12 protein-coding genes are annotated in these 12,684 nt (G+C 71.3%); 8 read left to right on the top strand and 4 right to left on the bottom strand.

The window, feature by feature from the left end:
• Positions 1-11: 11 nt before the first annotated feature.
• Entirely contained in the window at positions 12-1,202 is a 1,191-nt protein-coding gene (locus tag ABZ721_RS18875) for an MFS transporter (RefSeq protein WP_358789748.1), read from the bottom strand.
• Positions 1,203-1,590: 388 nt separating this feature from the next.
• The gene (locus ABZ721_RS18870) at positions 1,591-2,520 is read right to left on the bottom strand and encodes an alpha/beta hydrolase (protein WP_358789747.1); all 930 of its coding nucleotides are present in this window, start codon (positions 2,518-2,520) and stop codon (positions 1,591-1,593) included.
• 109 nt (positions 2,521-2,629) lie between these two features.
• On the opposite strand from ABZ721_RS18870, the gene ABZ721_RS18865 reads away from it, so the two are divergent.
• A complete protein-coding gene (locus ABZ721_RS18865; protein ID WP_358789746.1) occupies positions 2,630-3,076 on the top strand; it encodes a MarR family winged helix-turn-helix transcriptional regulator in 447 nt (148 codons plus the stop codon).
• A 190-nt stretch (positions 3,077-3,266) separates the two neighbouring features.
• On the opposite strand, the gene ABZ721_RS18860 is transcribed toward ABZ721_RS18865, so the two are convergent.
• Positions 3,267-3,443, bottom strand: a complete 177-nt coding sequence (locus ABZ721_RS18860) for a hypothetical protein (RefSeq protein WP_358789745.1) — start codon at positions 3,441-3,443, stop codon at positions 3,267-3,269.
• 198 nt (positions 3,444-3,641) lie between these two features.
• On the opposite strand from ABZ721_RS18860, the gene ABZ721_RS18855 reads away from it, so the two are divergent.
• The 7 genes from ABZ721_RS18855 (at position 3,642) to ABZ721_RS18825 (ending at position 11,370) form a co-directional block, all read left to right on the top strand.
• Positions 3,642-4,925, top strand: a complete 1,284-nt coding sequence (locus ABZ721_RS18855; RefSeq protein ID WP_358789744.1) for a helix-turn-helix transcriptional regulator — start codon at positions 3,642-3,644, stop codon at positions 4,923-4,925.
• On the top strand, positions 4,901-6,133 hold the full coding sequence (locus ABZ721_RS18850; RefSeq protein WP_358789743.1) for a hypothetical protein: 1,233 nt from the start codon (positions 4,901-4,903) through the stop codon (positions 6,131-6,133). The genes ABZ721_RS18855 and ABZ721_RS18850 overlap by 25 nt, the downstream gene beginning before the upstream one ends.
• 718 nt (positions 6,134-6,851) lie before the next feature.
• Positions 6,852-8,387, top strand: a complete 1,536-nt coding sequence (locus ABZ721_RS18845) for an ATP-binding protein (RefSeq protein ID WP_358789742.1) — start codon at positions 6,852-6,854, stop codon at positions 8,385-8,387.
• A 2-nt stretch (positions 8,388-8,389) separates the two neighbouring features.
• On the top strand, positions 8,390-8,794 hold the full coding sequence (locus tag ABZ721_RS18840; protein WP_358789741.1) for a roadblock/LC7 domain-containing protein: 405 nt from the start codon (positions 8,390-8,392) through the stop codon (positions 8,792-8,794).
• The gene (locus ABZ721_RS18835; protein ID WP_358789740.1) at positions 8,791-9,150 is read left to right on the top strand and encodes a DUF742 domain-containing protein; all 360 of its coding nucleotides are present in this window, start codon (positions 8,791-8,793) and stop codon (positions 9,148-9,150) included. Before ABZ721_RS18840 ends, ABZ721_RS18835 begins: the two co-directional genes overlap by 4 nt.
• Positions 9,131-9,751 carry an ATP/GTP-binding protein gene (locus tag ABZ721_RS18830; protein ID WP_358789739.1) on the top strand — a complete coding sequence of 207 codons (621 nt, stop codon included), beginning with the start codon at positions 9,131-9,133 and terminating at the stop codon, positions 9,749-9,751. Before ABZ721_RS18835 ends, ABZ721_RS18830 begins: the two co-directional genes overlap by 20 nt.
• On the top strand, positions 9,748-11,370 hold the full coding sequence (locus ABZ721_RS18825; protein ID WP_358789738.1) for a cytochrome P450: 1,623 nt from the start codon (positions 9,748-9,750) through the stop codon (positions 11,368-11,370). Before ABZ721_RS18830 ends, ABZ721_RS18825 begins: the two co-directional genes overlap by 4 nt.
• A 61-nt stretch (positions 11,371-11,431) precedes the next feature.
• Here the strand turns inward: ABZ721_RS18825 and ABZ721_RS18820 are convergent, their stop codons facing one another.
• The gene (locus ABZ721_RS18820) at positions 11,432-12,475 is read right to left on the bottom strand and encodes a hypothetical protein (protein WP_358789737.1); all 1,044 of its coding nucleotides are present in this window, start codon (positions 12,473-12,475) and stop codon (positions 11,432-11,434) included.
• Between the last annotated feature and the right edge of the window lie 209 nt (positions 12,476-12,684).

Here is a 12,684-nt window from a genome sequence, read left to right as displayed (position 1 = left end):
CGGTGCTGCGCTCACGTTGTCGCCGGCTGGGACCGTCGGAGGAGGTAGAGGCCGGCGCTCGAGGCGAGGACGGCCATGCAGGCGATGAAGACCAGTCCGGCGCCCTCGAGGCCGAGTGGGCCAGTCAGCAGGCCCACGCCGATGACCGGCACCGAGATGCCCGTGTACGCCACCACGAACAGTGTCGAGATCACCGAGGCGCGTCGATCCGCGGGGGACGCCTCGGCCACTGCGGTCAGGGCCCGGCGGAACGTCAGGCCCTGACCGGTTCCCCCGACGAGGGCACTGAGGACCACGAGGGCGAGCAGGTCCCAGTGCAGGGCGGCTGCGAGGAGTGCCAGGCCGGCCAGGAGTCCGGCGCAGCCCAGGGGCAAGGACCACCTCGCTCCGGCTCGGCTGACCGCGAGTTGGCCGGCCGTCGAGGCAAAGAAGGCCAGCGCGACGATCAGTCCCGTCAGGGCATGGTTGTCCACGCCCAGGGACTGAGAGAGGAACGCGGGGCTGACCGAGGTGAAGACCCCGAACAGGGCGAATCCGACGAAGGAGGCGAGGGCTGCCGGTACGAACACTGCCCGCACCTGCTGGGGCAGTCCGGACCGTTGCGGACGGGCCGCGGTCAGGGGTCGGCGTTCGCGGACGGTCTCGGGCAGGCGCAGCAGTATGGCGGCCGAGCCTGCGACCAGCACGATGTGCACGATGAAGGGCAGTTGCAGCGGCCAGGGGGCGTACTGCGCGAGCACTCCGGCCAGCAGGGGGCCGCAGCCCAGTCCTCCCATGTTGGCGGCGGTCGCGACGAACGTGGCCCGTGCAGTGCCTCCGATCGGTGCCATCTCCATCACGTAGGCCGTGGCGGCGCCGGTGAACAGGCCGGCGGACAGGCCTGAGAACAACCGGCCCGCATACAACCAGCCCAGTCCGGTGGCGCACAGGAAGCAGGTGGCGCTGGCCAGTGCGCATCCCAGGCCGACCAGCAGCGCCGGCCGCCGGCCCACCACGTCCGAGGCGTTGCCGGCGAGGAGGAGCACCCCGATGACCCCGAGGGCGTAGACGGCGTAGACGACGGTCACCGTCAGCTCGGAGAAGCCGAACTTGTCCTGGTAGAGGCCGTACAGAGGGGTCGGCAGCGTGGTGCCGACCATGCAGACGGCGAACACCGCCCCGCCGAGGAAACACCGACGCCACCCTTGGCGATCACCGATCATGCTACGGACGGTATCGGCACGCGCCGCTCGAGGCCGGGCGGGTCCTGTTCGACACGCAGCGGCCCTCAGCGTTCGGGGCCGTCGCGGAGCATGCCGTGGATGGTCCGGCACGGAACCGCGGTCGCCTGGGTGCCCCGCTGCCGTCAACGCGGTGTCCCGAGGCGAGCCGGCCGCGGCGGAGGGCGAGGGCCGGGGAGCCACGCCCGGCCCGACGCGCCGTCAGTGCGCGGGCCGGAGCGTCGGGGTGAGCTGTCGGTGGTGGCGGTGGACTCGCTCGTGGGCGGGCGACGCCATCGATGCCCTGCCGCCGCCACGCTGGGGTCGCGTCCGGACTACCCGGCCCTTCCCGGATGCTCCTGCGGTCGTCGGCGCCGGGGTGGGGTCCGGGTCAGTGGGCCGGCTGAAGGTCGTCGGCGCTGCGGCGCGCGGCGCGCAGGTGGGTGGTGAGGAAGTGGGCGGCGCGGTCGAGGGCGGCGTCCGCCTCGTCCAGGTGCCCGTAGTGGTGGTGGTAGACGTGCGGGAGGCCGGGTCCGACTTCGAGGGTGACCTCGACGCCGTCCGCGCCGGCGCGGCCGGCCAGCCGGATGGCGTCGTCAAGGAGGACCTCGTTGGCGCCGACCTGCACGAGCAGTGGGGGCAGTCCGGTGAGGTCGGCGAAGAGCGGGCTGACCAGGGGGTGGGCCCGGTCGCCGGTGGCGACGTAGAGGTCGGCGGCGGCGCGCAGGTCGGCCGCGGCGAAGATGGGGTCGGCGCTCTCCTTGGAACGGACGCTCTCTCCCGCGAGGGTGAGGTCGACCCAGGGGGAGAAGACGACCAGGGCGGCGGGCTGGGGCAGTCCGGCCTCCCGGGCGGCGAGCAGCGTGGCGATGCTCAGTCCGCCGCCGGCGGAGTCGCCGGCCAGGACGAGGTCCTGGGGGTCGGTGCCCGCGGCGAGCAGGTCGCGGTAGGCCGCGAGGCCGTCGTCGACGGCGGCGGGGAAGGGGTGCTCGGGCGCCAGGCGGTACTCCACCGAGGTGGTGTGCAGCTTGGCGCGGCGGGCCAGTTCGCCGACGAGTCCGGCGTGGGTGTCCGGGGAGCCGAGGATGTAGCCGCCGCCGTGCAAGTAGAGCAGCCGGCCGGGGCCGGAGGGTTCGGCGGGCTCGAGCTCCAGGGTCGGCCGTCCGCCCAGGACGCTCCTGCGGGTGCGGACGCCCTCCGGCGCGAGGCGGGTGGCCGCGGCCGCGAACCCGTTGCGCAGCTCGTCGAGGGTGGGCGGTGTCGCGCTGCGCGGGACGGAGCGGAGGGTGGTGTCGAGGGCGTCGCGCTGCTGTCGGGACATGGGGGGCCTCCGGGAGTCGGGGTGCGAGAATGGATTCCTGGGAATCCATCTGTCTGATCCTAACCAGATTCCCAGGAAGTTGATTCCCTGGAATCTATTGGAGGTCACTGTGAGCCGCGTCACCTCGATCTTCACCGACCTGGTCCGTGTCGAGACCCGGCTCTACAACGCGGTGAACGCCCGCCTGCGCGCCGAACAGGGTCTGAGCCTGGGCCAGTTCGAGTTGCTGGAGATCATCGACCGCGTGCCGGAGTGCCGGGTGCTCGACATCGTCGGCGAAGTGGCGATCACGGTGGGGGCCGTCAGCAAGGCGGTCGACCGGCTGGTGGCCGCGGGCTGGTGCGAGCGCTTCGCGCACCCCCAGGACCGCCGCTCGTCCGTCCTTCGCCTCACCCCCGAGGGGACGCAGCAACTGGCTGCCGCCCGCCCCATCGTCGAGAGCGAGCTCGCCGCACTGACCGCGACCATTGCCCCTGACGCCCTGTCCGGCGTCGCCTCCACCGTGGCCGCCCTGCGCGCGACCCTTGAGGCGGGTGCCCACGGCCAGCCGGGATGACGAGCCATCTCCTGCGCCCCCAACCGCCTGACGCCGTCCCACCGGAGTCGAGCGGCCGTACTCGGCTCGGCGAAGGTCGACGTCGCGCGTTCCCCTGTGTCGCGACGGCGCGTCGCAACCACTGGGCGCCGGCGCGTGGGCGCTCGCCATTCGCCGGCCGGCCGCCTGCGGCGCAGCGTGATGCTGCGCGCTATTCGCCGTCATCCGAACTCGGGCGCCCGACGGAACCGGCTCGCAGGTCCTTCCATGCGCAGACCGTCTCGCCGAGGGCGCGGAGGACCGCCGCGGCGGCGCCGGGAATGCGGGCGGCCGCGTTGAGAACGATGGAGATACCGCCAATGGCGGCCAGGATATTGGTCATGGTCACTGGACACTCCAGGATCTGCGGGCGGCCTACGCGGCATGCCCTGGTGAAGCCAGTAATGCCGAGACGGAGATCCGGTCTGCCTCCGGTTCTCCCCATTCCGCCCGAAGCCGCAGGTGAAACCGCTACCGTAATCTTCCGGACCGGATCCGGACCGGAGGATCGCGCGAGGGCACGGTGGGCGCCCAGGGGGACGGACAAGTGACGGAAACCGGAGCGCGGGAAGCATACGCCCGCCGGATTCGGGACCTACGGGATCTCTCGGGTCTGTCGCAGGAGCGCCTGGCCGAACGGATGCTGCAGATCCGCCCCCGCGACGAGAAGTGGAAGGTGGAGGCGCAGCGCATCAGCGGCTGGGAGAACGGGGAGAACGTCCCGTTGGAACAGCCGGCCCAGGCGTTGGCCCGGGTATTGGTCGAACACGCCCAATCCGCTCTTCTGCGAGGGGCGACGTGCAGTCTGGACGATCTCGATCGCCGGGCCATGTTGGACCTCAGGTCGTGGGACACGTGGTGGCAACAGGCCAGGAACGAACCGAAGACCAAGAGGGCGGCGCCGGCCGGTGAGGCCCCCGCGCACGACGGGGCGGAGAAGCCGGCCGTCCCGAGTCGGGCTTTCGCTCCTTCCCGCAGGCAGATCATCGTCGGGGCCGCCGCAGCCGCCCTGTGCGTGATCCTTGCGCTGATCGCCGTCGAAACCCCTTGGCGCACGGGCGGTTCCGCCGAGGACGGTCGCCCCACCACCGGTGCGGCACCCCCGGGCGCGCCGGGCGATAATCCGATCGGAAACGCCCTGATCTTGACGGTCACGAATGAACGTGACGGGAAAGGTTCATTCGGGTTCGTCTACCCGTCAGGCGCCGCGCAGACCGCTGGGATTCTCCGCAGAACCGATCGGAAGAATACCGGGGGTGATCTCTTCGCCGATGCCATGGCGGACGGCGCATACGGCTTGGACGGACTGCGGGTGACCGCGCAATTGACCACCACCAGCGCGGACTACGTCACGGTCTACGATGTGCGGCCCGTGACCCACCGCGAGCCTGCCGCGTCCGGTCTGGTGGTCTATGAAGGAACGCAGGGCAATGACGTCCGCACCATCGGCTTCTCTCTCGATGCGCATCGGCCGGTAGCCAAAATGTTCGACGTACAGACCGGATCTCTGGGAGGCGATTTCTTCAGTGCGCAGAGGATCGCGGTGTCCCGCACCTCGGATGGCGAAACCCTGCTCATGCAATTCGATGCCCGCCAGGCCGCCTACACCTTCACGATCGCGGTGGACTACGTCGTCGGCGGCAGGAAGTACACCCAGTACCTCGATCACGGGAAGTCTCACCGCGTCTTTCGTGCCAGCGCGGCCCTGTGTCACGAGCCCTTCGACCACCAGAGCTACCAGCAGGTGCGGTTCATGGACCTCTCGCAACACCAGGCGGTCTACCGGACCACCACATCGGCGGCGCTGTGCCGTTCCTGGTCGGCGAGTTGAGGATCCTGCGCAGAACGTGCGACCGACGCCGCATCCCGTTTCTCGGCTCGGCCCGGATCGCTGTCGTCTCGATCGTGCTGCTGGTCTCGCTCCTGGTCGCGGCCACCGCTGTCTGGTGGGGGGTGCAACCGCAGCCACACAGCACCGCGCCAGTCGTCTATGCCTACACCACCGCACACACCGTTGTAGTGGTCCGAGACGGTCGCACCGTCGCTCAGCGGACCGGCGACTTCGGCATCGGCGCAGCGCAGCCACAGTGGACCGCTGACGGACAGTGGTTGTTCTTCCTGCTCCACCCCGCGAGCACCCTCCCGGGGGATACCTCCGCCGCCGTGCCCCAGCCCCGCCTGGTCACGATCCACCCGTCAACCGGCACCGTGCGCGACCTGGCCTGCCCCGCGTGCGCGAGCGTGGGCGCCGTACGTGCGGATGTTGTTCTGGCTGCCCAGCACGACGGCACCAGCGAGGATCGCCGTCTGCGCCTTCTGCACTTCGACCTGGCATCCGGGCAGGCACCGATCCAGTTCACGACCACGCTGCCTGCGGAACTGAGCAGCTTCCGATTCCTGACGGCGACTGCGGGAACCGCTGTCGCGGCGGGGACCGATCCCTCTCTTGTCTCCGCCTACGGGGGACCCGAGCGGCTGTTCGTCATGGACGGCACTGGTGCCGCCCGCCCGGTGCCGTTCCTCGGCGGCGACATGGCGTTCTCCTCAGCGACAGGGGTGCGGGAATCCGTCGACCGCAGCGGCATCGTCGCCCTGGTCGGCGGAACGCACGCAGGGGCATGCGAGTGGGGCAACTCCGTCGAACTCCTGGACACCCGCTCCGGGACCGTGACCATGACCGACCTGTCCGCCGCGGTTCCCCCGCAGGCAAACACTGCTCGGGACAGCGGTCTTGCGGTGTCCGATCTGTGGTGGAACGGCGACGGTACGCTGCACGCCACGATCAGTGCGTGGCGGTGTGATCACCGTCTGCCCGACCCCCACGTGGCGGTCATCCGGCCGAGCCTGTGGCACCTGGACGGCAGCCGCTGGCGCTCCGACGGGCCCGCCCCGGCGGGCATGACACGTCCGCTGGGGTCCGGACGCCAGCTCCAACTCGCCCCGCCCCCCTCCGACGGCAGCGGCAGCACGCTGGTGCTGCAGACGCCTGAGCACACGTCCACCGTGGCCACACACGTGCAGGGAATCTCCGTGCCCTGAGCTCGGCGCCGCGGTCACGTGCCCCGACAGGCTCGCTCCCGGCGAGGACACGCTGCGAGCGTGGCCTGCCGTGCCCACGACCGCTGCCGAAGGCCCGTGCCCTCCGCCTACGGCGAAAGGCAGCTTCGCTCGTGGCTCAGCCGCCGTCCGCGGCGGGGCTGGTTCCCGGCGTGGTGCGACCGTCGCGCCCCGCCAGTGGGCCAGTACGGCCAGCCCTGCGCGCCGGACCCGGGAGCCGCGAGCCGCCACGGATCTACGAGGCACGAACTCATTTGCTATTTCTCGGCCACGATCGGCTGTACCGGACCGCATTACGCCATCCGTTCGGTGCATGAGGGCAATCCTGGGGAGCGTTCCGCGGCCGTCCGCAAGCGGCTGCTGGACGAACCCTGGGGTCCGCCACAGGGCAGGAGCTGGCACTTCCTGTCGGGAGACAGGTCGGTGGCGAGCAGAAGTTGCCTGCAAAGGAACGGCAAGTCTCTTACACCACCGCTATGTTCACGACGTGCTAGTTGGGTGAATTCGCCTGGCGCATACCCGCGGCGGATATGCTCCCCGGTGACGCTGCGAGTTGAACGCAGCACCCTCCGTTGTCGCTGCCTGCCGTCCGAATCGGTGTCATACGCAGGGGACGGTTCGGTTATGTGCTGAGTCCCTGGTGGCAGTCGGCCCGGGGTGTCACCGGGCCATCCCCGCCTTCTATACCTTGAGGTTGCAGATGGTTCGTGATCAATCGCCACCCGGGCAGCAGCCGTCCACTCCCCTGGCGCTGCTCCTTCCAGCGGCGATCACCGCAGTGGTCGGGACCATAGCCGCGAGCACCGTGCCCGATGCGGCACGAGCGTCGGTGATCTGGTGTGTGGTGACCGCGACGGTGGCCATCGCCGTCCTGACGGCTGTCGCGGTGCGGCGCGGGGAGGTCATCGCCGATCTGCGCAAGGACCACACCGCGGCCCTGGACGACCTCGCACGCCGGCTGTCCGAACAGCAGCTCCAGACGCTGCGGCTGGTCCAGGACCAGCTGCCGGCGGCCGTGGGCCGGCTGCAGAAGGGCTCGACGGTCGACGAGGCACTGGCCGCGGCGGGGCCCGTCCGGGCCGAGCACGCCGCGCTGCTGCGCTGGGTGCTGGAGACCGTGGACGACGAGGAGGGGTTGCGCGAGTCCGCGCAGCGCGCGTTCGTCAACATCGCGCGCCGGGTGCAGGCCATCGTGCACCAGCAGGCACACGCCACCCGCGAGATGCAGGACCGGCACGGCCGGGACGCCGAAGTCCTCGGTGACCTGATGCGCCTGGACCACGGCACCGCGATGATCGGACGCCTCGCCGACGGCATCGCCGTCCTCGGCGGGGCCCGCTCGGGCCGGCAGTGGAGCAAGTCCGTCCCGCTCTACAACGTGCTGCGCGGCGCCATGTCGCGCATCTTGGACTACCAGCGGGTGGACCTGCAGGCGGTGGCGTCGATCGCCCTCGTCGGCCCCGCCGTCGAGCCCGTGATCCACGCGCTCGCCGAACTCCTGGACAACGCGACCCGGTACTCGCCACCGAACACCCGGGTGATCCTGACGGCCACCGAGGTCCAGTCCGGCATCGCCATCGAGATCGAGGACGGCGGCGTCAGCCTGAGCGAGGAGGCCCGGGAACGCGCCGAACGCATGCTGCGCGAGGCGCAGTCCGGGATCGACCTCAAGGACCTCGGCGAGACGCCCCGGCTGGGCCTGGCCGTGGTGGGCCGGCTGGCGCAGGAGCACAACCTCCAGGTCGCGCTGCGCCCCTCCGCGTACGGCGGCGTCCGCGCCGTGGTGATCGTTCCGGCCGACATGACGACGACGGCCCCGGTCAACCGGCCGGAGCGCCGGGCCGGGAACGCCGCGGCGCGAATCCCCTCAGCAGGAGGCCGCCATGCCGGCACTGCCGCCCCCGCGATCGCGGTCCGCATGCCGGCGCTGCCCTTCGCCCGGCCCCCGGTGACCGGCCCGGTGAGGGCCGCCGACGCGGAGCCGGAGTACGACCGGGCGGCGAACGGTCTGCCGCAGCGGCGGCGCCGCGCGGCCGACCCCGAGGGCCGGACCCCCGCCGCGCCCGCCCCCGCCGTGTCCGCGCCGCAGCCCGCCGCGCGGCCCGCAGCGCCTGCGGCGCCCGCGGCGCCCGGCCTGTGGCTGGCGGACTTCCAGCGGGGTGTGTCCGGCGAGATGTCGGACACCGGTCCTGATCACCACCCCAGTGACACGTCGTCGTCGGATAGGGATGAATAGCCGTGATTCAGCAGGCCAACTTCGACTGGTTGCTCAAGGACCTCGCGGAGGGCGTTCCGCAGACCCGCCATGTGGTGGTTCTGTCGTCCGACGGCCTGTGCATGGCGCAGTACGGCACCGAGAGGGATACCGCCGAGCGCCTCGCCGCGGCCTGCGCGGGTCTGCAGAGCCTGGCGGCGGCCGTCGCCGCGGAGGTCCCGCACAGTGACGGCCGGATGCGGATGGTCGTCATCGAGATCACCGGCGGCTTCTTCTACCTCATGGCCGCCGGCGAGCGGGCGTATCTGGCCGTGCTCGCCGACGAGGGGGTCGACGCGGGCCTGATGGGGCTGCGGATGCGGGACCTGGTGGCCCGCATCGGCGAGCACTTGAGTACCCCGCGGCGCAACGACGAGCAGCGCGCATGAGCGGATCGGACCAGGACTGGGAGGAGCCCACCCCCGATCGGCTCTACGTCATCACCGGAGGGCGCAGCGGCGCGTCCGACCATGCCGTCCTCGATCTGGTCACCCTGATCGTGTCGCGCTCCCCGCCGCAGCACACGATGCCGCCCGAACACGTGGCCATCGTGCGCATGTGCAGTTCCCCGCTCTCGGTGGCGGAGATCTCCGCCTACCTGGAGCTGCCCTTCAGTGTGGTCACCGTGTTGCTCGCGGACCTGCTGGCGGACGGGCGGGTGGAGGCGCGCAAGCCGGTGCCACCCGCCCAGCTACCCGATGTTGATCTCTTGGAGGCGGTAATGCGTGGACTTCAGAGGCTCTGACACGCTCCCCGGGCCGCGGAGCGAGGACATACTGCCGTCGACGGCCACGACCGCGGTGAAGGTGGTGATCGTCGGCGGGTTCGGGGTCGGCAAGACGACCCTGGTCGGATCGGTGAGTGAGATCCGTCCGCTGTCGACCGAGGAGACGATGACGCAAGCAGGCGTCGGCGTCGACGACATCCAGGGCATCGAGCACAAGGCCGCCACCACCGTGGCCATGGACTTCGGCCGGATCACCCTCAACGAGCAACTGGTGCTGTACCTGTTCGGCACGCCCGGCCAGCAGCGCTTCTGGTTCTTGTGGAACGGCCTGTTCGACGGGGCCCTCGGCGCCGTCGTGATGGTCGACACCCGCCGCCTGGAGGTCAGTTTCGACGTGATCGGGCGGCTCGAAGAGCGCGGCGTCCCCTTCGTGGTCGCCATAAACACCTTCCCGCAGGCGCCCACCTACCCCACGGAAGAACTGCGGTCGGCGCTGGACCTGCCCGGCAACGTTCCCATCGTCAACTGCGACGCCCGCACGCGCTCGTCGAGCCGCGACGTCCTGATGACGCTCATGCGCTACCTGCACTCCCTCACCGTCACCCCGGAGCACACGTGACCACCTCCCCCACCGACGGCACCCACAACACCTACGGCGCCCTCGACACCCACGCCGACGGCCTCACCACCCCGCCCCCCGGATGTCCGGCCCACGCCCCGGGAACGCACATCCCGGGGCCCGACGCCCTCGCCGCCCCCGCCTGGGGCACCCCCGCCCGGGGAGGCGACGGCCGGGGACCCGACGGCCGACGCCGTCTCTACGGGCCGGAGGCCGACGCCGACCCGATGGCCCTGTACGCGCGGCTGCGCAGCGAGCACGGCTCCGTCGCGCCCGTCCTGCTGCACGGCGACGTCCCCGCCTGGCTGGTCCTGGGCCACCAGGAGAACGAAGAGGTCGCCCGGACCCCCTCGCGGTTCTCCCGGGACTCCCGGCGATGGGTCGAGCTGCGGCAGGGCCGGGTCGCTCCGGACTCCCCGCTGCTGCCGATCGTCGCCTGGCAGCCGATGTGTTCGTTCGTCGACGGTGCCGAGCACCAGCGGCTGCGCGCGGCGGTCACCCAGAGCATGGAGCGCTTCGACGGCCGCGGCATTCGCCGCTACGTCAACCGCTTCGCCAACCAACTGGTCGACGGCTTCTGCTCCGACGGCCACGCCGACCTGGTCACGCAGTTCGCCGGGCACCTGCCGATGCTGGTCATGACACAGCTGCTGGGGATGTCCGACGACTACGGGCCGCGCCTGGTCGAGGCCGCGCAGGACATGATGAGGGGCTCCGAGACGGCCATCGCGAGCAACGACTACCTGGTGACGACGCTGCGCGAGCTCGTGACGCGCAAGCGCGCCGACCCGGGCAAGGACTTCGCCACCTGGCTGGTCAACGACCCCACCGCGCTCACCGACGACGAGGCCGTCGAACACCTGCGCCTGGTCCTGATCGCCGGCTACTCGACCACGGCCAACCTGATCGTCAACACCCTGCACATGGTGCTCACCGACCGCCGCTTCCGTGCGTCGCTGGCCGGCCTGCAGATGACCATCCCCGACGCTCTGGAACAGTCCCTGTGGGACTCGCCGCCCTTCACGGCCGTCTACGGCCGGTGGGCCACCGGGGACACCGAGCTCGGCGGGCAGGCCATCAAGAGCGGGGACATGCTGGTGCTCTGCCTCGCCGCCGGCAACGTCGATCCCGCCGTCCGCCCCGACCCGGCCGCACCCATGTACGGCAACCGCTCCCACCTCGCCTTCAGCCGCGGCCCGCACGAATGCCCGGGGCAGGATCTCGGCCGGGCCATCGCCGGCACGGGAATCGACGCCCTGCTGACGCGCCTGCCGGACCTGGGCCTGGCCGTCGACGAGGCGCAGTTGACGTGGACGCCCACCCTGCTCTCCCGCAACCTCGACGCACTGCCGGTGACCTTCACCCCGCGCAGGACCGCCCCGACGGCGTCGCCGGAGGAGCTGGCGGCGCCCGGGCAGCCGGTGGCGTCGGGGGCCTCGGGGGCGTCCTCGCCGTGGACGCCACCGCTGCCGGCGCAGGCTCCGCGGTGGCCCTCGACGGGGGCCCCGACCGGCCGCGCCATGCCGCCCGAAGCCCCGGCCCCCACGGTGCGGGCACCCGCACGGCGTCCGGCGACGTCGTGGTGGCGGACACTGACCCGCCGGCTCCGGGGGCGCTGACCGCCTGCTGGGGCGGGGGACGCGCGCGGGCGCGTCGCGCGTCCCGTCGGACCCGTCGGGGCTACGTCAAATGCCGCTCGATGTAGGTAGGAACGGCGCCATCGGCGGTGGTCTCCACGTCCCGGTAACGGGGGGACCACCGGTGCCAGCTCAAGCTGCCCGCGATCCAGGCACCGAGATCCGCCAGCGAGTCGTCCACCGGTGCCCAGGCGGTGTCGTCGAGGCCGTAGGCGGCCCGCATGGCCCGCAGGTCGTCGGCGGCCACCAGGAAATCCCGGGTCAGGGCCTCGACCATGTCCGACGCGTCCGCGAGAGCCTCCTCCCAGGTACTGCCGGTGCTGTGGCGGAGCACCGCCGCGAGGTGGTCCTGATCGCCACGGGCGGTCTCCTTGCGCACGGAGAACATGTCGTTGGTCCAGGAGATCGCGTCGTTGGCGGCGAGCCGGACAGCCCGGTAGGCGTCACTGCGCGCCACAGCCGCCGGGACTTCCTGGACGTTCGCCGTCTCGATGAGATCGAAGCTCATCTCGCACCCGGAGTTCAAACGACGGCGCCGCACGAACGCCGTGACGTCGGAGGGGGTCGTCGGGGCGCTGCCCGAACGGGCGTGCGGCAGGAGCGTGAAGGCCAGAAAGTCCAGGTAGTGCGTGGCGAACCGTTCGCGCCACGCCGACGAGTGCTGGGATCCCGTCCGCTGCCAGAGGTCGGCCAGCGCCGCCGTCAGCGGACCGCGGGCGCGCGGGGCGCGCAGGTCCAGGGGCAGCTGCGCGACCAGATCACGGACGATGCCCTCCCGCTCGCGGTAGGTGCCGGCGAGGTACCCCTCGTCGAGCCGGTCGTCGACGATCCAGTTGAACGCCTGCCACTCCGCCACCAGATGCAGCCGGACGGCACGTGGATACACCCGGGCGGCGAACTCACCGAAGCCGGCCGAGCGGAAGTGCTCCGCGGCGGGTTGGCTGCGGATGAGATCGGAGCGTTTCGCCCAGTCCAGCAGGTGATCGTCGATGCCATCCGCATGCGGATGCGTACGGGCCGGTATGGGGCAACGGATCGGCGGGCACACCAGAGTGGGCAGCAGTTCGGGAGGGGTGTTCAGGGCCACGGGGATCTCCTCGGCTCGGGCTGCGCCCGGGTGGTGCGGGCGTGCGGCGTGTCCTACGCGCAGTGGGGGCTGTCGGGATGGCGGCTCCTGGGTGACCTGCGCCGGTCGATGAGGGATGTGAAGCACCGCCCGCTGACGGCAGCCGGGGCTACCCCTTTTGGACGAAGCGACACTTGTTCGCCATTGAAATATGCCATCGAAAAACCGAG

The sequence above is a fragment of the Streptomyces sp. NPDC006733 genome (genome assembly GCF_040636125.1).
Taxonomy (GTDB): Bacteria; Actinomycetota; Actinomycetes; order Streptomycetales; family Streptomycetaceae; genus Actinacidiphila.
The sequence above is the reverse complement of the archived record's forward strand: the minus strand, read 5'-3'. Positions and strand labels throughout refer to the sequence as shown.

Coding starts and splice junctions, on each gene's coding strand:
- ABZ721_RS18875 (WP_358789748.1), bottom strand. CDS start 1,202: ATGATCGGTGATCGCCAAGGGTGGCGTCGGTGTTTCCTCGGCGGGGCG.
- ABZ721_RS18870 (WP_358789747.1), bottom strand. CDS start 2,520: ATGTCCCGACAGCAGCGCGACGCCCTCGACACCACCCTCCGCTCCGTC.
- ABZ721_RS18845 (WP_358789742.1), top strand. CDS start 6,852: ATGGTTCGTGATCAATCGCCACCCGGGCAGCAGCCGTCCACTCCCCTG.
- ABZ721_RS18835 (WP_358789740.1), top strand. CDS start 8,791: ATGAGCGGATCGGACCAGGACTGGGAGGAGCCCACCCCCGATCGGCTC.